20 protein-coding genes are annotated in these 23,606 nt (G+C 62.4%); 15 read left to right on the top strand and 5 right to left on the bottom strand.

What is annotated here, in order from left to right; all coding sequences use genetic code 11:
- Positions 1–4: 4 nt before the first annotated feature.
- The 5 genes from O6760_RS20395 (at position 5) to cysG (ending at position 7,265) form a co-directional block, all read left to right on the top strand.
- Positions 5–850 (top strand): formate/nitrite transporter family protein, encoded by an 846-nt coding sequence (locus tag O6760_RS20395; RefSeq protein ID WP_269581539.1) that lies wholly within the window; start codon positions 5–7, stop codon positions 848–850.
- 65 nt (positions 851–915) lie between these two features.
- Complete coding sequence (locus O6760_RS20400; RefSeq protein WP_269586323.1) at positions 916–2,649, top strand: bifunctional protein-serine/threonine kinase/phosphatase; 1,734 nt, start codon at positions 916–918, stop codon at positions 2,647–2,649.
- A gap of 9 nt (positions 2,650–2,658) precedes the next feature.
- Positions 2,659–3,108, top strand: coding sequence for a cyanase (gene cynS, locus O6760_RS20405; RefSeq protein ID WP_269581540.1), 450 nt, complete (start codon positions 2,659–2,661; stop codon positions 3,106–3,108).
- Positions 3,109–3,130: 22 nt separating this feature from the next.
- Positions 3,131–5,812, top strand: a complete 2,682-nt coding sequence (locus tag O6760_RS20410) for a nitrate reductase (protein WP_269581541.1) — start codon at positions 3,131–3,133, stop codon at positions 5,810–5,812.
- Positions 5,784–7,265: a siroheme synthase CysG gene (gene cysG, locus O6760_RS20415; RefSeq protein ID WP_269581542.1), complete on the top strand. Its 1,482-nt coding sequence runs from the start codon at positions 5,784–5,786 to the stop codon at positions 7,263–7,265. Before O6760_RS20410 ends, cysG begins: the two co-directional genes overlap by 29 nt.
- 86 nt (positions 7,266–7,351) lie before the next feature.
- Here cysG and O6760_RS20420 read toward each other — a convergent pair whose 3' ends face one another.
- The 5 genes from O6760_RS20420 to O6760_RS20440 all read right to left on the bottom strand — a co-directional run bounded on the left by O6760_RS20420 (position 7,352) and on the right by O6760_RS20440 (position 13,906).
- A complete protein-coding gene (locus O6760_RS20420; protein ID WP_269581543.1) occupies positions 7,352–8,140 on the bottom strand; it encodes a FadR/GntR family transcriptional regulator in 789 nt (262 codons plus the stop codon).
- 35 nt (positions 8,141–8,175) lie between these two features.
- Complete coding sequence (locus O6760_RS20425) at positions 8,176–9,186, bottom strand: ABC transporter ATP-binding protein (protein WP_269581544.1); 1,011 nt, start codon at positions 9,184–9,186, stop codon at positions 8,176–8,178.
- Positions 9,183–11,120 carry a dipeptide/oligopeptide/nickel ABC transporter permease/ATP-binding protein gene (locus O6760_RS20430; RefSeq protein ID WP_269581545.1) on the bottom strand — a complete coding sequence of 646 codons (1,938 nt, stop codon included), beginning with the start codon at positions 11,118–11,120 and terminating at the stop codon, positions 9,183–9,185. Before O6760_RS20430 ends, O6760_RS20425 begins: the two co-directional genes overlap by 4 nt.
- Positions 11,120–12,064, bottom strand: a complete 945-nt coding sequence (locus O6760_RS20435; RefSeq protein ID WP_269581546.1) for an ABC transporter permease — start codon at positions 12,062–12,064, stop codon at positions 11,120–11,122. The genes O6760_RS20430 and O6760_RS20435 overlap by 1 nt, the downstream gene beginning before the upstream one ends.
- A 282-nt stretch (positions 12,065–12,346) precedes the next feature.
- The gene (locus O6760_RS20440; RefSeq protein ID WP_269581547.1) at positions 12,347–13,906 is read right to left on the bottom strand and encodes an ABC transporter substrate-binding protein; all 1,560 of its coding nucleotides are present in this window, start codon (positions 13,904–13,906) and stop codon (positions 12,347–12,349) included.
- Between the two features lie 147 nt (positions 13,907–14,053).
- Here O6760_RS20440 and O6760_RS20445 point away from each other — a divergent pair, with 147 nt between their 5' ends.
- From O6760_RS20445 to O6760_RS20490, 10 genes are all read left to right on the top strand, one after another.
- Positions 14,054–15,304, top strand: a complete 1,251-nt coding sequence (locus O6760_RS20445; protein ID WP_269581548.1) for a Zn-dependent hydrolase — start codon at positions 14,054–14,056, stop codon at positions 15,302–15,304.
- A 224-nt stretch (positions 15,305–15,528) separates the two neighbouring features.
- Complete coding sequence (cyoA, locus tag O6760_RS20450; RefSeq protein WP_269581549.1) at positions 15,529–16,455, top strand: ubiquinol oxidase subunit II; 927 nt, start codon at positions 15,529–15,531, stop codon at positions 16,453–16,455.
- On the top strand, positions 16,455–18,491 hold the full coding sequence (cyoB, locus tag O6760_RS20455) for a cytochrome o ubiquinol oxidase subunit I (RefSeq protein WP_269581550.1): 2,037 nt from the start codon (positions 16,455–16,457) through the stop codon (positions 18,489–18,491). The genes cyoA and cyoB overlap by 1 nt, the downstream gene beginning before the upstream one ends.
- A gap of 14 nt (positions 18,492–18,505) precedes the next feature.
- Entirely contained in the window at positions 18,506–19,099 is a 594-nt protein-coding gene (gene cyoC, locus O6760_RS20460) for a cytochrome o ubiquinol oxidase subunit III (protein ID WP_269581551.1), read from the top strand.
- Between the two features lie 9 nt (positions 19,100–19,108).
- On the top strand, positions 19,109–19,414 hold the full coding sequence (gene cyoD / locus O6760_RS20465; protein WP_269581552.1) for a cytochrome o ubiquinol oxidase subunit IV: 306 nt from the start codon (positions 19,109–19,111) through the stop codon (positions 19,412–19,414).
- Between the two features lie 75 nt (positions 19,415–19,489).
- Positions 19,490–19,759, top strand: coding sequence for a hypothetical protein (locus tag O6760_RS20470; protein ID WP_269581553.1), 270 nt, complete (start codon positions 19,490–19,492; stop codon positions 19,757–19,759).
- Positions 19,760–20,290: 531 nt separating this feature from the next.
- A complete protein-coding gene (locus tag O6760_RS20475; protein ID WP_269581554.1) occupies positions 20,291–20,803 on the top strand; it encodes a tetratricopeptide repeat protein in 513 nt (170 codons plus the stop codon).
- A complete protein-coding gene (locus O6760_RS20480; protein ID WP_269581555.1) occupies positions 20,804–21,430 on the top strand; it encodes a hypothetical protein in 627 nt (208 codons plus the stop codon). It begins immediately after the preceding gene.
- 298 nt (positions 21,431–21,728) lie between these two features.
- Positions 21,729–23,234 (top strand): type II and III secretion system protein family protein, encoded by a 1,506-nt coding sequence (locus tag O6760_RS20485; protein ID WP_269581556.1) that lies wholly within the window; start codon positions 21,729–21,731, stop codon positions 23,232–23,234.
- 52 nt (positions 23,235–23,286) lie between these two features.
- On the top strand, positions 23,287–23,490 hold the full coding sequence (locus O6760_RS20490) for a hypothetical protein (RefSeq protein WP_269581557.1): 204 nt from the start codon (positions 23,287–23,289) through the stop codon (positions 23,488–23,490).
- Positions 23,491–23,606 lie beyond the last annotated feature (116 nt).

Raw genomic sequence — 23,606 nt, forward strand, 5'->3', positions numbered from 1 at the left:
TTCAATGTCTTATGTAATGCCTTCCGAATTCGCATCGAAAATGATCGATGCGGGTGAATCCAAGATCTTCATGTCGACCAAGGATACGCTGATCCGTGCCTACATGGCTGGTGCCATTCTGGCGCTTGCCGCCGCATTCGCCGTGACCATCGCCGTGAACACGGGCAATTTCCTGGTGGCCTCGATCCTGTTTCCGGTCGGCTTCTGCATGCTGTATCTGCTCGGCTTCGACCTTTTGACCGGCGTCTTCACGCTGGCGCCGCTGGCTGTCATCGCCAAGCGCCCGGGCTGTACCTGGGGCGGGGTCTTCCGCAACTGGGGTCTCGTCTTCACCGGCAACTTTGCCGGAGCACTCACGACGGCGGTCTTCATGGCGGTCATCTTCACCATGGGGTTCAGCCAGGAGCCGAACGCCGTCGGTCAGAAGATCGGCAAGATCGGCGAGGCCCGGACCCTCGGTTACGCCGCCGCCGGCTGGGCCGGTCTGCTGACGGTCTTCATCCGTGCGGTCATGTGCAACTGGATGGTCTCCACCGGCGTTGTCGCCGCGATGATGTCCAACTCGGTCTCGGGCAAGATCATGGCCATGTGGATGCCGATCCTGGTGTTCTTCTATCTCGGTTTCGAACACTCGATCGTCAACATGTTCCTGTTCCCGTCCGGCATCATGCTCGGGGGCGACTTCACCTGGTTTGACTATTTTGCCTACAACGAAATCCCGGTCGTTGTCGGCAACCTGGTCGGTGGTCTGACCTTCGTCGGGGGCATGATCTACGCCACCCACTACAAGACGTCGCCGAAGCGCAATGCGGGCTATGAAAAAGCCCCGGCCACAGCACCGGCCGAATAATCGCGAAACCTGCTCCGCCGCATCGCGGCGGAGCATTTCCCCCCACAGGAACCGCTCCCGTGCTGATGCAAGTCCATCAAAACGCCCTGCGTGTTGAAACCGGCCGATTTTCGTCGCCCGGCAGGAAGTCCGAGAACCAGGACTTTCATGGCGCCATCGTGCCGGAAGATCATGCACTGGTTCACAAGGGTGTTGCGCTGGCCGTCGCCGATGGCATTTCCTCCAGCCCGATGGCGCAGGTGGCCGCGGAAACCGCCGTCAAATCCTTCCTGTCGGATTACTATTGCACTTCGGAAGCCTGGTCGGTGAAGACCGCGGCCAGCCGTGTCATCGCCGCCTGCAATTCCTGGCTCCACGGTCAGACGAAGCTGGCGGGCAGCCGGGACACGGGACATGTCTGCACGTTCTCCGCGCTCGTCCTGAAAGGGCGAAAGGCCCATCTGTTTCATGTCGGCGACAGCCGCATCTGGCGTCTTGACGGTCAGAGCCTGGAACAGCTCACGGAAGACCATACCGTCCAGGTCTCCGAAACGGAAAGCTATCTCGGACGCGCGCTCGGCATCGGTCCGACTGTTGATATCGACTATGCGGTTCTGGACCTGAGACCAGGTGACGTGTTTCTGCAGACAACGGACGGCGTGCATGGATTTCTGCCGCCCAGAACGCTGGCTGCCGCCGTGCTGGAGGCACCCGGGCTCGATGCCGCCGCAAGGTCGATCGTCGATCAGGCCCTTGCCGCCGGCAGTGACGACAATCTCACGATCCAGATCGTGCGGGTCGAAACGGTGGCGGACCCGGCTGCGACCGATCTCCTTGCGGACGAGGGCACGCTGCCGCCGCCGCCGCTGCCCAATGTTCCGGGACGTTTCGAGGGCTTCCGCCTTTTGCGGCAGCTCCACGCCACCAGCCGCAGCCACATCCATCTTGCGGAAAACGAGACCACGGGCGAACGGGTCGCCCTGAAATTTCCGTCCGTGGACATGCGCGGCGATGCGGATTATCTGCGCCGTTTCGCCCTTGAGGAGTGGGTCGCCCGGCGGATGTCCTCGCCACACGTACTCAAGTCGGCCTCCTATCCGCAAGACCGGGAAAGCCTGTTTCTGGCGAGCGAATACGTCGAGGGGCAGACCCTGCGCCAGTGGATGATCGACAATCCCCAGCCGGACCTTGAGACGGTGAGGGGTATTCTGGAGCAGATCGTCAAGGGGCTGAGGGCCTTTCACCGCAAGGAAATGGTCCACCAGGACCTTCGTCCCGAAAACATCATGATCGATGAAGCCGGAACGGTGAAAATCATCGATTTCGGTTCGGTGCGCATCGCCGGCGTGATGGAAGCCGCGCCGTCGCTCGACAAGGCCGAGATACTCGGCACCCATCAATATACCGCTCCGGAAGTGTTCCTGGGCTATCTCGGCACCGAGATGAGCGACCAGTTTTCGCTTGGCGTGATTGCCTACGAGATGCTGACGGGCCGTCTGCCCTATGGTGCGGACGTGGCCCGGGCGACCAGCGAGCGGGCACAATCGGCGCTGACCTACCGCGGTGCATCGGCCGTTACCGGCCGTGTCCCGGACTGGGTTGATGGTGCCCTTCGCCGCGCGGTGCACCCGGTTCCGGGCAAGCGATACGAAGCCCTGAGCGCGTTCATGGAAGATCTGCGCCGGCCAAATCCCGCCTTTGTGAGCGATCAATCCGTTCCGTTGGCGCAGCGCGACCCGGTCCGGTTCTGGCAACTGGTCTCGGCTGCCCTCGCGGTGCTCTGCGCCGTCCTGTTTCATCAAGTTTTCGGCAATCCATAGGAGGTTTTCATGTCTGCTCTCACCCGTGAAGATGTCACCGGTATGATCCTGTCCGCCAAGCGCCAGGCCGGCCTGACCTGGGAAGGCATTGCCGAGAAGATCGGCATGTCGCCGGTCTGGACCCACTCGGCCGCCATGGGCATGAACGCCATGCCTGCGGACAAGGCGGAGGCGATGACGGCAACTCTCGGTCTGCCGCAGGAAGCCGCCCTGATCCTGCAGGAGAGCCCGACCAAGATCTGGTCCCAGACGGTTCCGACCGATCCCTGCATCTATCGCCTTTATGAAATCGTCGGTGTCTACGGACCGACCATCAAGGCCCTGATCCATGAGAAATTCGGCGACGGGATCATGTCCGCCATCGATTTCGACATGTCCGTCACCCGTGTCGAGAACCCGAAAGGGGACCGGGTGAAGATCGAGATGTCGGGAAAATATCTTGGCTATAACGCCTGGTAAATCTGGCTCCGGGGAAGATGGAATGACCGAGAACAACAAGACCACCCGGACGACGTGCCCCTATTGCGGTGTCGGCTGTGGCGTGCTCGCCACCCGCCACGACGACGGCTCGGTGAGCGTTGCCGGCGACCCCGATCACCCCTCGAATTTCGGCCGGCTGTGCTCCAAGGGTTCGGCCCTGGGAGAAACGTTGTCTCTCGACGACCGGCTGCTTTACCCGCAGATTTCGGCAAGGCGCAGCACCTGGGACGAGGCACTCGATCTCGTGGCGGAGAAATTCTCCTCGGCGATCCGGGACCACGGCCCGGACAGCGTTGCCTTCTACGTGTCGGGGCAGATCCTGACCGAGGACTACTACGTTGCCAACAAGCTGATGAAGGGCTTTATCGGGTCGGCCAATATCGACACCAATTCGCGGTTGTGCATGGCGTCTTCGGTGGCCGGTCACCGCAGGGCATTCGGCAGCGACACGGTGCCCGGCACCTATGAAGACCTTGAGCTGGCCGACCTTGTGGTGCTTGTCGGATCCAACCTGGCCTGGTGCCACCCGGTGCTGTTCCAGCGGCTGGAAGCCGCCAAGGCGGCCAATCCGGCGATGCGTGTCGTCGTGATCGACCCGCGCCGGACTGCCACCTGCGCGATCGCGGATTTGCATCTTCCGCTGAAACCGGACACCGATGTTGCGCTGTTCAACGGCCTGCTTGCCTTCCTGTCCGAGGCGGATGCGCTGAACTCCAATTATATCAGGCGTTTCACGGAAGGTTTTGACGAGGCGATTCAAGCGGCAGGTCCCTGCGAGATCGGCCTGATCGCCGAGAAGACCGGCCTGTCGCGGCAGGATATTGCCTTGTTCTACAAGATGGTGGCGCAGACCGAAAAAACGGTCACGGTGTACAGCCAGGGCGTCAACCAGTCGGTCGCCGGCACGGACAAGGTCAACGCCATCATCAACACGCACCTGGCCACGGGCCGGATCGGCCGGCCCGGCATGGGGCCGTTCTCCGTGACCGGCCAGCCGAACGCCATGGGAGGCCGCGAGGTCGGCGGTCTTGCCAACATGCTGGCGGGCCATATGGCGATTGAAAACCCGGCCCACCGGCGGACGGTACAGGGTTTCTGGAAAAGCCCGGTAATCGCGGACAAGGCCGGCCTGAAGGCCGTCGACATGTTCCAGGCGGTTGCCGACGGACGGATCAAGGCGCTCTGGATCATGGCCACAAGCCCGTTGGACAGCCTGCCGGATGCGGACGCGGTTGCCACGGCGCTCGAGAGCTGCCCCTTCGTGGTCGTCTCCGATGTCAGTCGCGCGGCCAGCGCTCTGGTGCATGCCGACGTGGTCCTGCCGGCGTCCGCCTGGGGGGAAAAGGACGGAACGGTCACCAATTCCGAGCGGCGTATTTCCCGGCAGCGCGCCTTTCTGGATCGTCCCGGCGAGGTGCGCCCGGACTGGTGGCAATTCTGTGAAGTCGCGCGGCGCATGGGATTTGAAGACGCCTTCGACTTCGACGGCCCCGCTGCGATTTTCCGGGAGCACGCGGCATTGTCCGCCTGGCAGAACGGCGGCACGCGGGACTTTGACATCGGTGCCTACAAGGATGTTTCCGACATGGTCTTTGCCGGCATGGAGCCATTCCAGTGGCCGCAGCCGGCCGATTCGGGTCCGAAGGAGACCCGCTTCTTCGGCAATGGCGGATTTTATTCCGAGGGCCGCAAGGGCCGGTTGCTGCCGGTGACCTTCAAGCCGCCCCGCAAACGCGCCAGGCGCTATCCCTTCATTCTGAACACCGGCCGGATCCGCGACCAGTGGCATACCATGACACGCACCGGCAAGACCGCGCGTCTGACGTCTCATATCGCGGAACCCTTCGCCGAGCTGCATCCTGATGACGCCGATCGTCTGGGCATCGCAGCCGCGGATCTTGTCGAGGTGAGCAGCCCGTTCGGGTCGGTTCTCGTCCGGGCACTCGTGACCGACAGGGGCAGGGACGGGGAGGTCTTCGTACCGATGCACTGGACCGGTCATCTGGCCTCGAGTGCCCGGGTCGACGCGGTTGTCGCTCCCTTGACGGATCCTCACTCGGGTCAACCCGGTTCCAAGTTCACACCGGTTTCCGTGGCCAAGCGGGACATGGCCTGGTTCGGCTTTGCCGTGCTTCGCGAGCGTCCGCAAACCGTGCCGGCAACCTACTGGGCGCTTGCGCCGATCGAAGGCGGGTACCGGCTTGAATTCGCCGGGGAGAACGACGCGGATTTCGAGGCGCTGGCGGCCGCTCTCGCCCCGTCGCAGGACGACACCGTCAGCATCGGCGACAAGGCGGGGGACTGGCTCCGCCTGGCCAATTGGAAAGACGGAGCCTTGCAGTCGGCATTCTACCTGTCCAGCCAACCCGTGGAAGTGTCGCGGCAGTGGGCCTGTGGCCTGTTTTCCATGCAAGGTGACGATGGCGCAGTTCGCGCCGAGGTGCTCGCCGGGAGGGCGCCTGCGGACCGGCCGGACCCCGGGGCAATTGTCTGCTCCTGTTTCCAGGTAGGCTGCAACCAGATCGAAGCCGCCGCGCGCTGCGGCGCGACCAGCGTCAAGGCCGTGGGGGACAAGCTCAAGGCCGGGACCAACTGCGGATCCTGCCGCTCGGAGATCCAGACGCTGCTTGACGAGCTGAACAAGGAAGACCTCGATGAGACAGACATCGCGCAAGCCAGTTGAGGTGAAACGCCGCCGCCGTCCGGCGCGGGTGGGATCATTGGCATGCCTGCCGCTGTTTTTCCCGCTGGAGGGACGCAAGGTCCTCCTCGCCGGCGGCACGGAGGCTGCCGCCTGGAAGGCGGAGCTGCTGGTCGCGGCGGGGGCGGAAGTTCATGTCTACGCGGAAGAATTCGATTCCGCCTTCGAAAGCGCGTCCGTCACGGGCGAAAACACCGGCAGATATGTCTTTCATCGCCATCCCTGGGCGGACGACAGCTTTGAGGGCATGAGCCTGGCCATCGCCGACGCGGAGACCGAGGGCGCAGCGCGGGCATTCGCCTGTGCGGCGCGGGCAAGGGGCCTGCCCGTCAACGTGATCGACAAACCCGCCTATTGCGATTTCCAGTTCGGCTCGATCGTCAACCGGTCCCCGGTGGTGATCGGCATCTCGACGAACGGTGTTGCCCCGATCCTGGGGCAGGCGATCCGGCGGCGGATCGAGACACTGTTGCCGGAAAGCCTGCAGAGCTGGGCGGAACTTGCCGGGCGTGTCAGGTCCAGGACCCTGGAGCATCTGCGCGCCGGCGCGGAACGCCGCCGTTTCTGGGAGCGTTTCTCCGATCTTGCCTTTGCGGGCAGGAAGGCACCTGACGGGGAAAACGCCCTGGCGGAAACACTCGTGGCCGATGCCAGGACGGCGGGCCGGGGACATGTCACGCTGGTCGGCGCGGGGCCGGGCGATGCCGAATTCCTGACGCTGAAGGCCGTGCGTGCGCTGCAGGCGGCCGATGTCATCCTGTTCGACGATCTGGTCGACGATGCGGTTCTGGAGCTGGCACGGCGGGAAGCGAAGCGCATGCTGGTCGGCAAGCGCGGCGGCCGGGAAAGCTGCCGCCAGGAAGACATCAACGCGATGATGGTGTCGCTGGCCCGCCAGGGAAAGCATGTCGTCAGGCTGAAATCGGGCGACCCGATGGTGTTCGGCCGCGGCGGCGAGGAACTCGACCGGCTCGCCTCGGAAGGCATCGCGGCAAGTGTCGTGCCGGGTATCACCGCCGCTTCGGCGATGGCCGCATCGCTCGGCATTTCGATGACCCACCGGGACCATGCCCAGTCGGTCCGCCTGGTGACCGGGCACTCCCGTCACGGCGGCCTGCCGGAGAGCGTCGACTGGCAGGGCCTTGCAGATCCGGCCACGACCACCGTCTTCTACATGGGCGCGAGGATGGCCGCACGCATCCGGGAGCGGTTGCTCCGGGAGGGGCTGTCTGCGGACACGCCCGCTGTCGCCGTCTCCGGGATTTCCCGGCCCGAGGAAACCCGCTGGCAGGGCACGCTGGACGGGCTCGCGTCGGGGGTGGAAGGCCTGGGACTGGACCACCCGGTGCTGATCTCGATTGGCAAGGTGTTCGGGCAACGCAGTATCGTGGAGGCGGAAGTTCCAGTGCGGGACGAAATGTCCGTCGCGCTTTAGGGTACGGTTTCACCGGTGGAATGGCCCGGGTCGCAGTTGCGGGGATCGCCGCTGGAAAGGCGAACAGCACGCAGACGGAGGCCGTTTCAGTTCCCGTTCCCGGTCTTGGCTGACTTGCCGCCCCGCGTGCGCATGGCGGCACGTTCCAGCATGTATCTTTCGGCCTCAAACATGTGGCTGCGCATGATCATGCGGCAGAGTTCCGCGTCGCCCGCCTTGATCGCGCGCAGGAGCTGCACCTGGTAGTGCAGGCCGGTCGCTCTCAGTGCGGGGTTCGGCTCCTTGTAGATCGACCGGCACACCGTCATGTCGCGCAGGAGGCTGAGCAGGAAGGAACAGGTGAAGGCGAGGATCGGGTTCGAACAGTGTCGTGCCAGCTCTTCGTGAAAATCGAGCTCCGCGAGGCGCTGGTCGTATTCCTCTTCCGCGGTTTGCGGTTCGTCCTCGTAGAGACGGATACAGCCCTGCAGCGACTGGAAGGCCTCTTCCGTGAGGTTGCCGGCCACCGCCGCGGCCAGTTCAGGCTCGAGCTGCTTGCGCAGCGTGTAGATGTCGGCGATCGAAGGCTGGTCGAACAGGAACAGATTGTCCAGCAGCCGGATGGCTTCGCCCGGTTCGACGGAAGCAACGAAGACACCGCCGCCCGGCCCGCTCCGTGTTGAAATCAATCCCTGGTATTCCAGAACCTTGAGGGCCTCGCGCAACGTACCGCGGGAAACCTTGACCGCCTCCGGCATCAGCCAGTCGTTCGGAACGCGGTCTCCGGGCCGCAAGGCCGCCTCGACGATCTGTTCACGAATTTGTTGGGCCACCATGTCGGGCCGCCGCAGGCGTTTGCGGGTCTTCGGGTCTGTTGCACCTTCTGGTATTTTCATAGCCGGATTGTCTTTGTTTTGGCTCTTTTCCCTGCCTATGCCTGCCCCAGCGGATGATGGCAAGCCGCAATATGACCCGTATCGGCGCTTCCAGCCTCGTCCGGTGCCGGTTTTGCGGCCAGGCACTGCTCCGTCTTGCGCGGGCACCGCGCCGCGAAGGCACAGCCTTGTGGCGGATTATAGGGGTCCGGCAATTCAGCCGAAGCATCTTCCGACATCAGGTCGTGCCGACCAGGCGCTGGCGCGGAGCGCATCAGCAGGTCCGTGTAGGGATGCAGGGGATGTCTGAAGATTTCCTTTGCCGGGCCGAGTTCCGCCATGCGGCCGAAATACATGACCGCGACACGGTCGCTGACGCTTTCCACCACGGACAGATCATGGCTGATGAAGATGTAGGTGAGACCGAATTCGTCCTTCAGCTTGTCGAGAAGGTTCAGGACCTGGGCCTGCACCGACACGTCGAGCGCGGAAACCGGCTCATCGAGCACCATCAGCTCAGGTCCCGCGGCCAGCGCCCGTGCAATGCCGATCCGCTGGGCCTGCCCGCCGGAGAATTCATGCGGGTAGCGTTCCAGGAATTCCGGCGCCAGGTTGACGGCCTGCAGCAACTCCGCCAGCCGTTGTTCCCGCCCGTTCGCATCAAGGTCGGTCAGGTGTTTCAGCGGTGCTTCCAGGATGGTGCGGATGGTCTTGCGCGGGTTGAGCGAGGCCACCGGGTCCTGGAAGACGTACTGCACCTTGCGGGCGAGCGCGTTGCGGTCTTTCCGGGCAAGGGCAGTCAAGTCCTCGCCGGCAAAGGTGATCGTGCCGGAGGTGGGCAGGTCCAGTCCGACGACGAGCCGGGCGAGGGTGGACTTGCCGCAGCCGGATTCGCCGACGACGCCGAGGGTCTCGCCCCTTTTCACCTCAAGGCTCAGGCCCTGGACGGCGTGGACGGCCGGGTTGTGCCCGCCAAACAGCTTGCGCTCGCCACCGAAGATGCGCTCGACTGCCTCGATGGTCAGCAGCGCGTCCCGGCCGGTGTTATTCTGGCTCATCTCGTTCATGCGCGAGCTCCCGAGGTCAGCGGAAAGAGGCAGCGGACGCCCCGGGTTCCGGAGGACATGTCCAGCGAAATCTCACCCTGCCGGCACGCTGCCTGAACATGGGGACAGCGGTCGGCGAAGGCGCAGCCAGCGGGCAGGTTGTTGACCACGGGCGGGCGGCCCTCGATGGCGTCGAGCCGGCGTTCGGGCTCGCCCAGCACGGGCACGCATTCGATCAGCTTGGCGGTGTAGGGATGCTGAGGATTGTTGAGAACCTCGTCGGTCGTTCCGGTTTCCACGATCCTGCCGGCATACATCACCGCGACCCGGTCGCAGATGGCGGAGACGACGCCGAAGTCATGGGTGATGAACAGGATCGCCGCGTTGCGTTCGCGCCGCAGGCCGTTCATCAGCGTCAGGATCTGGGACTGCACCGTCACGTCCAGCGCGGTGGTCGGCTCATCGGCGATCAGCACCTTGGCATCGTTGGCAAGCGCCATGGCGATGCAGACACGCTGCCTCATGCCACCGGAGAGTTCGTGCGGATAGGCGGCAAGGCGTTCCTTCGCATTCGGGATGCGTACCAGCGACAGAAGCTCGATGGCCTTGTCCCGGGCCTTTGCCCCGGACATCGGCTGGTGGGTGGTGATGGCTTCGGTGAGCTGGGCTCCGACCGTGAACAGCGGATGCAGGGTCGACAAAGGATCCTGGAAGACATAGGCGACCGAACCGCCGCGCAGGTCGCGGATGCGTCTGTCGGTGGCCGCGAACAGATCCTCGCCTTCAAGGTAGGCGGCTCCGCCGGCTATGCGGCCGGGCGGCGTCGGCACCAGGCCCATGATCGACATGGCGGTCACCGACTTGCCCGAGCCGGATTCCCCGACAACCCCGAGGCATTCGCCTTCCTGAAGGTTCAGGTCGACGCCGCCGACGGCCTTGTAGACGGACGAGCCGATCTGGAACTCTGTGCGCATCTGGCGGACATCCAGCACACCGCCTTTTTCTGACGGGGCCGGAACATCGGCCTTGTCCCGTTCCACGGCGGTGCGCGAAACAGGGCGGGTGAGGGACCCGGCGCGCAGGCGCGGATCCAGAATGTCGCGCACGCCGTCGCCGAAGAGATTGATGCTCATCACCAGGGCGAAGATCATCAGGCCTGGGATGATGGAGACATGCGGCGCGGTGAACAGGATCTTGCGGCCTTCGCCGAGCATGGAGCCGAGATCGGCCTGGGGCGGCTGCGCGCCGAGGCCGAGGAAGGACAGGCCCGCCGTTTCAAGGATCATCCAGCCGACCGTGGTCGACATGGTGATGACGATCACGGGCAGCACGTTGGGCAGGATTTCCAGGAACAGGATCTGCGGTGGCGACTTGCCGGAAAGGCGCGCCGCATCGACGAATTCCCGCCGGGAGAGGCCGAGCGTGATGCCGCGGATGTTCCGGGCAAAGAAGGGGATGTTGACCAGGGCAATGGCGTAAAGCGCGTTCAACAGGCCCGGGCCGAGCACGGCGACGATCGCCAGCGCCAGCAGGATATAGGGAAAGGCCATGACCATGTCGATGCCGCGCATGATGATCGTGTCGGTGCGCCCGCCGGCATAACCGGCCACCAGGCCGAGCAGCGAGCCGAAGAAGGCGGCGATCACCGTGGCCGAGAGGCCGACCGCCAGCGACACACGCGTGCCCCAGATCAGCCGGGACAGGAGGTCCCGGCCGAGATGGTCTGTGCCCAGCAGATGGCCGTCGCTGAAGATCGGTTTCAAGCGGTCTGCCGGAGCGGTCACGTCCGGATCGGGTAGCGGCAGGATGGGGGCGGCGAGGGCAAGCAGGCAGATCGCGGCCAGCACGATCAGGCCGCCGGTCGCCAGCGAGTTGTTGAGAAGGAGGGCCAGCGTGCCGGGGCGCGCGGATTTCGGGGCCGGTTTCGCCGGGGCGCTCATGCTGGTCTCGGTCATCAACGCAACCTCGGATCCAGAATGGTCTGCACCACGTCCGCGAGCAGATTGAAGAGAACATAGGCCGCGGCGACGACCAGCACGCCGCCCTGGACCAGGAGGAGATCCCGGGTGGAAATCGCCGTCACCAGCATGGAGCCGATGCCGGGCCACTGGAACACGGTCTCGATATAGACCGCGCCGCCGATGACGAAGCCGGCCTGGATGCCGATCACCGGCACGACGCCGACAAGGGCCGCCTTGAAGGCATGTTTGTAGATGACCTTGCGCTCCGACAGCCCCTTGGCACGGGCGGTGCGGATATAGTCCTGGCGCAGGACTTCCAGCATGGCGGTGCGGGTCAGCCGGGCGATGACACCTGTTGCCACCACGGAGAGCGTGATTGCGGGCAGGGCCAGGTGATAGAGCAGGTCGGGCAGGTCGCCGCCGCCGTAAATCGCGTACATGCCGGAGGCCGGGAACAGGCGCAGGTTGACCGCGAAGATCAGGATCAGGAGCAGGCCGAGCCAGAAGGACGGGGTTGAAATGCCGATCAGCACCAGGAGCGTGATGATCTTGTCGGCCCAGCCATATTGGCGCACGGCGGAGACGATGCCGGCCAGCAGGCCGAAGACGGAACACAGCAGCAGCGCGGTGCCGGCCAGGATCAGCGTTGCCGAGAACCGCTCCATGACCTCGTCGAGCACGGGCCGGTTGAGCGTGTAGGAACGGCCGAGATCGCCCTGGAACAGGTTGCCGATCCAGATGAAATACTGCTGGATCAGGGGCTTGTCGAGGCCGAGATCCTTGTTCAGCTTGGCGACGTTTTCCGGTGTCGCATAGGAGCCGAGGATGGCGGTTGCGGGGTCGCCCGGGATCATGGCCATGATCAGGAAGACGATGATGGTCAGCCCGAACAGGACCGGTATGGCGGCCAGCAGACGCCTGGCGATATAGGCAGCCATTGCTCTCTCCCCCGTAGTTGCAGGCGGCCGGACAGTAGAGCGGCCGCAAATCCCGAGTGTCGCAACACACCAAGACGTCATCCTGAGGAGGACCGTTAGGTCCGTCTCGAAGGATCGGCCCCGGGCGCCGAATGAGCTGCCGATCCTTCGAGCCGGCGCTTTGCGCCTCCTCAGGATGACGCTTTTCGGTGTGGTGACGCTCGACCTGCGAAAGATCGCGCCCTTCGCGTCCGATACGAAAATCCCGGCAGACCGCGTGGCCCGCCGGGATGCGTTGTCAGCTTACTGAGGCTTCTTGACGTCCTGAAGCATCAGGAAGAAGGAGGGTTGCAGCTTGAAGTCCTCGACCGAGGCCTTGGTCACGGCATTCTGCTTCCAGTTGGCGACGAAGACCCAGGGTGCGTCCTCCTGGACGATTTCCTGCATTTCCTTGTAGAGCTTGGCGCGCTCGCCCTGGTCGGTGACCTCGCGGGCTTTCTCCAGCAGTTCGTCCACCTTGGCGTTGGAATAGTAGCCGGAGTTGAAGCCGCCCTTGTCAGGCATCGCCTCGGTGCGCAGCGCCAGGAAGGGCAGCGTGTCCGGATCGTTGGTCATCCAGGCCATCTCGGCCATGCCGGCCTTGCCTTCTAGGCCCGGGTTCACCTTGCCGAGGAAGGTGTTCCACTCGTAGGTCTCGATCTTGACGTTCATGCCGACGGCCTGCAGGTCCGCCTGGATGGCGGTGCCCATGGCGATCGGATCCAGCATGCCCGAGCCGCCTTCGGTGACGTAGAAGGTGACTTCCTCGCCGTTGTAACCGGCTTCCTTGAGCAGCTCCTTGGCCTTTTCCGGATCGTACGGATAGGGCTCGAGGCCTTCGTTATACGCCCAGGCAAAGGCCGGCGGCGTCGGGCCGGCGGCAACTTCGGCCGTGCCCTGCAGGATGTTCTCGACGAGCGCCTTCTTGTTGATGGCGTAGTTGGCGGCCTGGCGGGCGGCCTTGTTGTCGAACGGTGCTTCCTTGGCGTTCAGGATCAGGAACCAGACGTGCGGACCGGCCTGTTCCAGCACCTTGAACGTGGAATCGTCCTTGAACTGCTGCAGGCTGTCGGGCGGCACCTCGACCATCACGTCGAGGCCACCGGAGAGCATTTCCGCGATCCTTGTGTTGGCGTCGGTGATCGGACGGTAGATCAGGGCTTCCAGGTCCGGCGCGCCGTCCCAGTAGTCGTCATTCCTGACGGCGACCATCTTGGAGTTGGCGATCCATTCGCCGAACTTGTAGGCACCGGTGCCCGACGGATTGCGGCCGAAATCCTTGCCATGCTGCTTGACCGCTTCCGGCGAGACAATCAGGCCGGTCGGGTAGGCAAGGTTGGACAGGAACGGCGCGTAGGGCGCGCTCAGCTTGAAGGTCACCGTGGTGTCGTCCTCGGCGATCACTTCCTCGACCGTCGAGAAGAAGAAGGACAGCGGGAAGGGGCCGGTGTCGTGGAAGGGATGATCTTCCTTCAGCATGCGGTCGAAGTTGAACTTCACCGCCTCGGCGTTGAACGGCGAACCGTCATGGAAGGTCACGCCTTCCTTCAGCTTGAACGTATAGGTCTTGCCGTCGTCCGAGATCGTCCAGCTTTCGGCGAGCGACGGCTCAACCTCCAGGGTGCCGTCCTTGTAGCGGACCAGACCGTCATAGAGGTTCACGAGAATGCGGAAATCATTGACCGCAGTGACCGCATGAGGGTCGAGCGACTTGGGTTCGGCGATCTGACCGACGACCAGCACATTTGGTGGTGTTTGCGCCTGCGCCTGTGGCGCAAAGGCAAGGAAGGCCGAGGCGAGCGCCGCGGCTAGGAACTTTTTCATGACCATTCCCCTCGTTGTGTTCTGGCAAATAATTAATCATGATTAATTGCATTCGTTCAACAATTATTTCATATTTATTTTCGCCTGAGGGTTGCGACTCCAGAGCCAAAGAAACGCTTAAGCGCTGAAAAATGGGGAGAAAACCGGATGCCGCAGCCTGCCGCAACCATCAATCTGGAGCGATTGAAGAGCCTGCTGGGAGGGGTCAACAGCTACGGATTCGACCCTTCGACAGGAGGCTACAACCGGCCGGGCTTCTCGAAGGAGGACCTCGACTGCCGTGCCTGGTTCGCCGCCCAGATGCTCGACGACGGCCTGTCCGTCTGGAACGACGGCGCACTCAACCTGTTCGGCCGATTCGGCCCCAGGGACGGCCCCTGCATCATGGCGGGCTCCCATCTCGACACGGTGGTCAATGGCGGCGCCTATGACGGATCGCTCGGCGCCTGTGTCGCGCTGGAATGCGTGCGGGCCATGAAAGAGGCCGGACTGGAGCCGGAAACCGCGATCGAGGTGGCCGCAACCTCGGAGGAGGAAGGGCGTTTCGGCGGCATGCTGGGCTCGCAGGCGATCACCGGCGAAGTGACGGCCGACTGGATCGCGGGCGCCGTGGACGCGGACGGCATCAGGCTGACACAGGCCATGACGACGAACGGACTGGTCCCAGAACAGATTCTCGGCGCCGTCAGGCCGGCGGGATCGATCAGGGCCTTTCTCGAGCTGCATATCGAGCAGGGGCCGATCCTTGAACAGGAAAGGCTGCCGATCGGCATTGCCGAGGAGGTTTCCGGGGTCTGTTACCTTGAGCTGGCGCTGACAGGGATCGCCAACCACTCCGGCACCACGCCGATGCATTTGCGCGCCGACGCGTTTTCCGGTCTTGCCGAGGTGGCCGGAACGGTGCGCGACCTCATTCAGGAACATGGTACCGACCAGAGCCGCATCACGATCGGCCATGTCGAGCTGACGCCCAACCATCCGCACACGATTCCCGGTAGAGCCGTGTTTTCGGTGATCCTCCGGGACACAAGCGAAGAGGTCATGGTGGCGTTGAAGTCGCGGTTCCTGGAAAATGCGGCGGCGGTTGCCGGCCGGCACGGGCTTCGACTCGAGACCAGGGAGCGCAGCTGGCTGTCGCCGCTGAAGCTCGACGCGGATATCGCCGACCGGCTCACGGCTCTGGCGGAGCGGCACGGCCTGCCGGCCAAGCGCATGCCCTCGGGCGCCGGGCATGATGCCCAGACCATGCAAAGGTTCTGTCCATCAGGGCTGATCTTCGTTCCGAGCCGGGATGGAATCAGCCATGCGCCGGAAGAGCACAGCGACTGGGTGGACATCGAAAAGGGGGCGAATCTGATGCTTCAGGCCCTGATCGAGCTGTCCGGAGCAGCGCGCTGACCCGGTACGGCAGGCTCGAAAACCGCGGAATTTGGCCGGTTTGGGGAAACTCCAAATTGCGGCCTTTCAAAGGCGCCTGTGCTCGGCTAGGCTCCGCGTAAGACTTTCGATCCATACCGGCGGTGCGTCACGCCGTCTCCGATTTGCCTGTGAACCCAGTCACATAGTCCCGTGACCACGCGGTTCCTATCATGACTGCCTCTGTCCCTTGAAAAGGAGGAGCCATGTACGAAGTGATTGCCGGATCTTTTTTCAGACGGATCGCCTCGGCGGCGCCGTGGATGCTGCTTTCCTTGTCCGGAATAGTTCTTTCGGGGTGCGCGCTCTCCGATGCGCCGGTTCTCAACCCCAAGGGTCCGATCGCCCTGGCTGAGCGGGACCTGCTTTATACCGCGTTCTGGCTGATGATGATCGTCGCCATCCCGGCGATCCTCTTGACGCTGCTGTTTGCCTGGCGTTATCGCAGCCGGGAAAACGGGGCGGAGCACGCGCCCGACTGGGACGGATCCAATGCCATCGAGGCAGTGGTCTGGCTGGTTCCGGCCGCCATCGTGATCGCCATCGGCACGCTTGTCTGGGAATCAACGCATCGGCTCGATCCCTACAAGGCGCTTGCCGCCGACAAGCCGGAATTCAAGGTCCAGGCGGTCGCGCTCGACTGGAAATGGCTGTTTCTCTATCCCGAACTCGGCACAGCCAGCGTCAACGAACTGGCCTTTCCCGCCGACCGGCCGCTTTCCATCGAGATCACCTCCGACACCGTGATGAACTCCCTGATGATCCCGGCGCTTGGCGGACAGATCTATGCCATGGCCGGTATGCGCTCCGAACTCAACCTGATCGCGGATGAGCCGGGCGTCTTCATGGGCCGCAACACCATGTATTCCGGCGACGGTTTCTCCGACCAGCACTTCAAGGCCCACGCGTTGAACGAGACGGACTTCAAGGCCTGGCAGGACAAGGTCTCCGGAGCAGGCGCCACGCTCGACGCAGACGCCTATGCGGAGCTGCACAAGAAGAGCGTCGCCAATCCGGTGGGCTATTACACTTCGTTCGAGCCGGAGCTGTTCATGACCATCATGAAGAAATACGCGCCGGCACGCATGCCAAATCAACAAGAGACACCGCAGACAGGCGAGGGGGCTTCGTGATGCTGGGACGTCTGACCTTCGATGCCCTGCCGTTCTATTCCTGGGTCGCCATGGGCGGTGCGGGCGTTACGGTTGGCGGCGGCATCGCCGTCTTCCTGCTGATCACCTACTTGCGTGCCTGGAAGGTCCTGTGGACCGACTGGCTGACCAGCGTCGATCACAAGAAGATTGGCATCATGTATGTGGTCCTGGCGCTGGTGATGCTGGTGCGTGGCTTTGTCGATGCCATCATGATGCGCGCCCAGCAGGCCATTTCCCTCAACAGCGAGGGCTATCTGCCACCGGAGCATTTCGAGCAGATCTTCTCCTCCCACGGCACGATCATGATCTTCTTCGTGGCCATGCCCTTCCTGACCGGGCTCATCAACATCATCGTGCCGCAGCAGATCGGCGCGCGTGACGTCGCCTTTCCCTTCCTGAATTCCGTCAGCCTCTGGATGACCGCGGCCGGCGCCGGGCTGGTCCTGGTCTCGCTGGTGGTCGGCAAGTTCTCCCAGGCCGGCTGGACCGGCTATCCGCCCTATTCGGGCATCGAATACAGTCCGGGGGTCGGGGTCGACTACTGGCTGTGGGCACTGATCGTCTCGGGGGTCGGCTCGACCCTGTCCGGCATCAATTTCATCGTGACCATCGTCCGGAACCGCTGCCCGGGCATGACCTTCATGCGCATGCCATTGTTCACCTGGACGACACTGTGCATTTCCGTCCTGATCGCCTTCTCCTTTCCGGCCCTGACGGTGGTCGCCGCCGAGCTGACGCTGGACCGCACGCTCGGCTTCCATTTCTTCACCAATGGCGACGGCGGCAACATGATGATGTATGCCAACCTGCTTTGGATCTGGGGCCATCCGGAGGTCTATATCCTGATCCTGCCGGCCTTCGGCATCTTCTCGGAGGTGGTCGCGACCTTCTCGCGCAAGCGCCTGTTCGGCTACACTTCGCTGGTCTATGCCACTGCCTGCATTGCCATCCTGTCGTTCACGGTGTGGCTGCACCACTTCTTCACCATGGGCTCCTCGGCCAATGTGAACGCGGTCTTCGGCATCGCCACCATGATCATCGCCGTGCCGACGGGCGTGAAGATCTTCGACTGGCTGTTCACCATGTACAAGGGCCGGATCGAGTTCCACCCCTCGATGGTGTTCACCATCGGCTTCATGGTGACTTTCGTCATCGGCGGGGTGACCGGCGTCCTCCTGGCGCTGCCGCCGGCCGACTACCTGATGCACAATTCCACTTTCCTGGTGGCCCATTTCCACAACATGCTGATCCCCGGCGCCCTGTTCGGCTATTTCGCCGGGCTGAACTACTGGTTCCCGAAGGCTTTCGGCTTCAAGCTCGACGCCAAATGGGGCATCCGTTCGTTCTGGTTCTGGATCATCGGGTTCTACCTGGCGTTCATGCCGCTCTACGTGCTCGGCTTCATGGGCATGAGCCGGCGCATGGAACATTACGCCGATCCGAACTGGCAGCCTTATCTGGTTGTGGCCGCGCTCGGCGCCGTCTGCGTGCTGATCGGCATTGCCTGCATCGCCATCCAGCTCTGGGTTTCCGCGCGCAACTGGGGGTCCGCACGGGACATCACCGGCGATCCCTGGAACGGACGGACACTGGAATGGGCGACGTCCTCGCCGCCGGCGCCCTATAACTTCGCGGTGCTGCCGGAGGTGAAGGGGCTCGACGCGTTTCACGACATGAAGATCCTCGGCGAGGCCTACCAGCCGCAGACCTACGAAGACATCGTGATGCCGAAAAACACCTGGATCGGACCGGTGCTCGGCGGGTTGGCCTTCGTGCTCGGCTTTGCCTTCGTCTGGTACATCTGGTGGCTGGTGGCGCTTTCATTGGTGCTGTCGCTGATCTGTGTCGGAATCCGCGCCTCTGACGATGACACCGACTTCGTGCTGCCGGCGGCGGAAGTCGCCAGGATCGAGCGTGAACGACTGGCGCAGATCACGCCGGCGGATCTTCACGACATGCGCGATTTCGCGCCGCGTGGGGCCGCCTCGGGCGCGCCACTGCCCGGAACGGTTTGAGGAGGAGCGCCCAGATGTCCGACGCCACCATCCTCGAGGAAGAAGAAAAACACGCCCTGGAAAGCCGCGAATTCGGCTTCTGGGTCTATCTGATGACCGACGCGATCATCTTCGCGCTGCTGTTTGCCACCTATGTGGTCCTGTCGAAGAATTTTGCGTCGGGGCCGTCTTCCAGGGACCTGTTCGATCTGAGATTCACAGCCGGCGAAACCGCGCTGCTTCTCACCTCCAGCCTGACCTTCGGCTTTGCCTCGATCGCCCAGCGGGCGGGCCACAAGATGCGCGAGGTCCAGTGGCTGATCGTGACGCTGCTTCTGGGGCTCGGCTTTCTGGCGATGGAACTGATCGAGTTCCGGGGCATGATCGAAAAGGGCGCAGGGCCGGAGGTCAGCGGCTTCGCGTCGGCCTTCTTCACCCTGATCGGTACCCACGGTCTTCATGTGGCCTTCGGCTGTCTCGGCATTGTTGTGATGATCGGCCAGATCCTGGTGAAAGGCCTGACACAGCCGGTGCGCTCCAGGGTCTTCCGGCTGGGCCTCTTCTGGCATTTCCTCGACATCGTCTGGATCGGGATCTTCTCGGTCGTCTATCTGCCCGGCGTGATGTAGGAGCACGGAATGTACCGACTAGCAGACCGACCTGTTGCCCGTTACCTGATCGGCTTCGTGCTGGCAGTGATCCTGACCGCCATTCCCTTCGGCGTCGTCGGCGCCGGTTTGCTGACCGGCACGCAGGCCTATGTTGTGATCGCATCGGGCGCCATCTTGCAGGTTCTGGTGCATCTGGTGTTCTTCCTGCACCTCGACCTCAAGTCGACGCCCGCGGAGAACCTGTTCTTCCTGGCCTTTGCGGCAGTGCTGATCGTGATCATGGTCGGCGGCAGTCTCTGGATCATGACGGATCTGCATCAGCGGATGATGTGAGCAAGAGTCATGCGGGCGCGCCGGTGCGAAAAAGCCGGGCCCAAGCAACCGGGCCAGACAGCCGGGAGGAAGATCATGTACAGGATTTCACATGCCTTGGCCGGATTGGCCTGCGCAGCGCTTGTTTTGGTGGCGGCCCCCACCGCCGCCGGTGCCGAGTGTAGCAAGGATATCGACAAGGTGGAATACGCGGTTGATCACAGCGAGCGCGAGGGCATCGACATCACGGTCGCCGAGAAGATGCGCGCGCTTCTGCAGGAGGCCAACAAGGCCCGCAAGTCCGGTGACGAGAAAAAGTGCCAGGAACTGATCGACCAGGCAAAATACATGGGTGATGTCGAATAGGAGCCCGACCCGGGGCATTTGCGACGTCGCCCTCCGGACACCCGGGTGACTTATTTTTACATATAGGTGTCGAAACCGCTCGCGTCGCCCTCCTGGCATGAGACGCAGCATGAGGCTGCGCTCAATCTGACGATCGCGGCCACATGACCTTTTCCAAAGAATCTCCGGCGATTTTGCTTTGGCGCGCGGTGCTCCCAGCCAGGCCGACGCCGTGTCTGGCCACGTCGTCAAACCTTTCCATTTGCCGTACCGAGAGAGCCGACTGAGACGTGATTTAGGAAAACATCACGAAGAGCGTGTTTCCAGAGTAAGCAATTTTAAGTTGAAATAGGTGTTGATGTTATTGAGCTGCAATATTGTCATTATAACGGAGTGTGTATTCGCAAAAATCCCTATAACTACTTTTCGGAAATATTTAACATTTTTCATTGATGGTTATTAATTGCTGAAAAATAGTGTGTGAATACTGAAATTTCTGCGGAGCGTCCGCGTCGGCTTGCGGGGCGAGTGGATTGTAAGGGTAAGAGTAAAATGTGGGTCAGTCTTAAGTTCCCGGTCATTGCAGTCCTGCTTGTCATCCTGAGCGGCTGCCAGTCGGGCAATTTGGGGGACCTTTCGACCTTTGGTGATGACGCCTTCACAAACAACGACCTGTCCGACGTCTCCTATTACCGGGATGACGAACTTCTGAAACAGGGGCAAGTCCAGTTCAAGGCGAAGAACTACGGCAAGGCCTATTCCCTCTACAAGAAGGCGGTCGAAGTGTACCCCAAGGATCCGGTGGCCTGGATCGGTTATGCAGCTTCCGCCGACATGGTCGGCCGGTTTGACAGTGCAGACCAGGGATACAGGATCCTTGGGGGTATGATCCCCGGCCGTCCGGAATACCTGAACAATGTCGGCTATTCCCACCTTCTGCGCGGCGATCTCGTGGCAGCGCGCCGCTATTTTCTGAAGGCCTATGACATCGATCCGAACAATCCAACCACGGCAAACAATCTGCAGCTGTTGGGTAACAGTGTGTCATTTGCAAAGCGGGGATAAATGAAACACGCCGAAATTTCCCCCGACTACAAAGCCATCAAGCCTCTGGTGTTGCCCGGGTGGACCCGGTCTCTGCTTTCGGCCGAGCATTCCGGGGATCGCGAGATATTTCTTTTGAAACATGTTCGCGTCCTGATCGCGCTGAATGTTGTGTCCATAGCGCTTGCCCTGTTGCTTTTCGCCGGGCTTTTTCTTTCGTGGTCTTCCAATTCGGAGCTGAACACGGTCAGAGCGGAACTGGCAGGGCTGCAGCAGTTTGAGAAGCGGCTTCTGACGCGCATGGACACCATGAACAACGGGGTTCAGCACAGGCTTGCAAAAATCGACCAGCGCATGGGAGCCATTCAGTCCGATATTGGTCTTGTCACCAAGGGGCGCAGGGATCCGGCAACCACGGTGGAAAGCATTGCCACCATGATCCGCAATGACGGGCCGTATTTCGGAACCGTTACGGCCGAACTCCTGCTGGCACCTGAATTGTCCCGGCAAAATACCCAGCGGTTCGCGCCGAGCCCAACAACATCCGGCCCGGCTTTGCCTCGTGCGGGTACTCCGGAGGAAGAGGTGTCCCTCTTCAGAAGGGTTACCACGGAGGATGGAAAAGTCAGGTATGAAATGAAGAGGTAGCTTCGAAGGTCGCGGGTAAAATGCCGTTTTCATGCCTTGGCGGAGAACGCCTTCTTTCTCCAGGCCGGAATTTCAATCCGCCTGGCCTGGTCAAACCGGAACTCAGGTCGGCAGTCCACACGGTCCCGCAGAAAGCCTCATCCAACAACGTTTCGACACCACGCGGAAATCGGCGTTTCACCGGGTGTTAATCGTAAGGAACATAAGCTGGATGATACCGAGTCGGCGAGGCGTCCCTGAACGGACGCCTTGATCAAACAGATCCGTGAAAGGAACGTGGTTCCACGTGGCGCGATAATTGACCAGCCTTAGCAACATCCAATTCTTGCGAGCCAAGTCGATCCTGGCAGGTGCCGCCTTGATCCTCGGTCTCGCGGTCGGCGTCTCCAACATGCCATCGGCTCAGGCCCAGACCGACGAGATCACGCTTTTCGTCAATGGCGGCAGTGTCTCGAAGGTCCTCATGCCCCCGGGCACCACCAAGACCGTCCGGACCAACCGAGCCTTTTCCGACCTGGTGGTCGGCAATCCGGAAGTTGCGGACATCGTCCCGCTTTCCAGTCAGTCCCTCTATATACAGAGCAAGACGCCCGGCCTGACCAACATTTCGATTTACAACGACCGCAAAACGCTGCTCGGCGTGATCGAGGTTCGCGTTCAGCTGAATTTCGATGACGTTGCCCAGGCGGTCCGCGCGGTGGCGCCAAGTGCGCAGGTCCGTGTTTCCAACGTCGGCAACCGCATAAGGCTGTACGGCAGCGTCAACGACACGACCGAACTGGCGAAGGTCCTCGAGGTTGCGCAGCAGTTTTCCGAATCCCCGGTGATCAACGCGCTCAGCGTGCGCGGGCCGCAGCAGGTCGCGCTGGAAATCAGGGTTCTGGAAGCAAGCCGCGCGATCGGGCGAGACCTCGGTGTCAACTGGGTCGGACGATCCGACAACGGCAACGTCAGCACCTCGGGTGCCAGGGTCCAGACCGGCGTCGACAATTCCACGGGCGGGTTGATTGCCGTTCTGGGATCCGGTGCCAGCGTGGCCCAGCAGGGGGCTCTGCCCTTCGGAACACTGGTTGCAAAGGTGCTCGAGACCGCAGGCCTGCGGATCGACACCATTATCGATGCGCTGGAGGGCAAGGGACTTGTTCGCCGGCTAGCACAGCCCAACCTGACCACGATCAGCGGTGAAGCCGCCCGCTTCCATGTCGGCGGCGAAGTGCCCATTCAGACGGCGATCTCGAATGCCGGCGGTGTCGCAACCTCCACCGATTACCGTCCATTCGGTGTCCGGCTGGAATTCGTCCCGACGGTCCTGGACAACAGCCGTATCAACCTGCGTGTGATGACCGAAGTCAGCGACATTGACGGGTCGATCAACGTCAATGGCAATCCGGGTTTCCGGTCCCGGCGCGCCGAAGCGGTCATCGAACTCCGCGACGGCCAGAGTTTCTCCATGGCCGGGCTTCTGGACAATATCGACCAGCGGGACATCAACCAGATTCCTTGGCTGGGGCAGGTTCCGGTGCTCGGCGCCCTGTTCAGGTCGACAAGCTTCCAGAAGCGGGAAACGGATCTTGTCATCGTGGCGACGCCGCGTCTCGTCAGACCGGCCAATCCAGGTGAAAACCTGGCGTCTCCACTGGACAAGACACGGCCCACCGACGACGTCGAGATGTTTGCGCTCGGTCTTCTGGAGGTCAACAAGGACATGCTGCGCAAATACCGCGAAGGTGACGGTTTGATCGGTCCCTACGGTCATATCGTCGATCTGGAACTCGAGGCTGGCTATGTCTACAAGAAGAACTAACCGGCTCCTCCTCCTGCTTCCGGCAGCGCTGCTTTCAGGCTGTGCGGACTACATGAGCCACCGCGACACGGTCACCTTCGGCGCCGGCAGCGCGATGCAAACCAACATCGCCATTCACACCGTCAAGCCGTTTCCGCCTCAGGCCTACAATACCAACCTGGACCGGGACGGAAAATCGGTGGCCAATGCCCAGGAACGTTACGTGACACCCGGCGATCCGGAAGTTCCCGGTCGCAGTGAGCGGGCTGCGGAGTAGGTCTTCGGGGCAGGAGCCATTTCATCCAAATGAACGGGTTCCGACCCAAGTCGACCCGCCGGGCCGGACGGTCAAACCGGCTCTGTATAATGGCAAGGCCGGTCTGGGCTTGCCGC

It is taken from the genome of Roseibium sp. Sym1, from assembly GCF_027359675.1.
GTDB lineage: Bacteria > Pseudomonadota > Alphaproteobacteria > Rhizobiales > Stappiaceae > Roseibium.

Bases quoted from the DNA above. Each gene is read 5' to 3' on its own strand.
- O6760_RS20395 (WP_269581539.1), top strand. From the start codon at position 5: ATGTCTTATGTAATGCCTTCCGAATTCGCATCGAAAATGATCGATGCG.
- O6760_RS20400 (WP_269586323.1), top strand. From the start codon at position 916: ATGCAAGTCCATCAAAACGCCCTGCGTGTTGAAACCGGCCGATTTTCG.
- cynS (WP_269581540.1), top strand. From the start codon at position 2,659: ATGTCTGCTCTCACCCGTGAAGATGTCACCGGTATGATCCTGTCCGCC.
- O6760_RS20410 (WP_269581541.1), top strand. From the start codon at position 3,131: ATGACCGAGAACAACAAGACCACCCGGACGACGTGCCCCTATTGCGGT.
- cysG (WP_269581542.1), top strand. From the start codon at position 5,784: ATGAGACAGACATCGCGCAAGCCAGTTGAGGTGAAACGCCGCCGCCGT.
- O6760_RS20420 (WP_269581543.1), bottom strand. From the start codon at position 8,140: ATGAAAATACCAGAAGGTGCAACAGACCCGAAGACCCGCAAACGCCTG.
- O6760_RS20425 (WP_269581544.1), bottom strand. From the start codon at position 9,186: ATGAACGAGATGAGCCAGAATAACACCGGCCGGGACGCGCTGCTGACC.
- O6760_RS20430 (WP_269581545.1), bottom strand. From the start codon at position 11,120: ATGACCGAGACCAGCATGAGCGCCCCGGCGAAACCGGCCCCGAAATCC.
- O6760_RS20435 (WP_269581546.1), bottom strand. From the start codon at position 12,064: ATGGCTGCCTATATCGCCAGGCGTCTGCTGGCCGCCATACCGGTCCTG.
- O6760_RS20440 (WP_269581547.1), bottom strand. From the start codon at position 13,906: ATGAAAAAGTTCCTAGCCGCGGCGCTCGCCTCGGCCTTCCTTGCCTTT.
- O6760_RS20445 (WP_269581548.1), top strand. From the start codon at position 14,054: ATGCCGCAGCCTGCCGCAACCATCAATCTGGAGCGATTGAAGAGCCTG.
- cyoA (WP_269581549.1), top strand. From the start codon at position 15,529: ATGTACGAAGTGATTGCCGGATCTTTTTTCAGACGGATCGCCTCGGCG.
- cyoB (WP_269581550.1), top strand. From the start codon at position 16,455: ATGCTGGGACGTCTGACCTTCGATGCCCTGCCGTTCTATTCCTGGGTC.
- cyoC (WP_269581551.1), top strand. From the start codon at position 18,506: ATGTCCGACGCCACCATCCTCGAGGAAGAAGAAAAACACGCCCTGGAA.
- cyoD (WP_269581552.1), top strand. From the start codon at position 19,109: ATGTACCGACTAGCAGACCGACCTGTTGCCCGTTACCTGATCGGCTTC.
- O6760_RS20470 (WP_269581553.1), top strand. From the start codon at position 19,490: ATGTACAGGATTTCACATGCCTTGGCCGGATTGGCCTGCGCAGCGCTT.
- O6760_RS20475 (WP_269581554.1), top strand. From the start codon at position 20,291: ATGTGGGTCAGTCTTAAGTTCCCGGTCATTGCAGTCCTGCTTGTCATC.
- O6760_RS20480 (WP_269581555.1), top strand. From the start codon at position 20,804: ATGAAACACGCCGAAATTTCCCCCGACTACAAAGCCATCAAGCCTCTG.
- O6760_RS20490 (WP_269581557.1), top strand. From the start codon at position 23,287: ATGAGCCACCGCGACACGGTCACCTTCGGCGCCGGCAGCGCGATGCAA.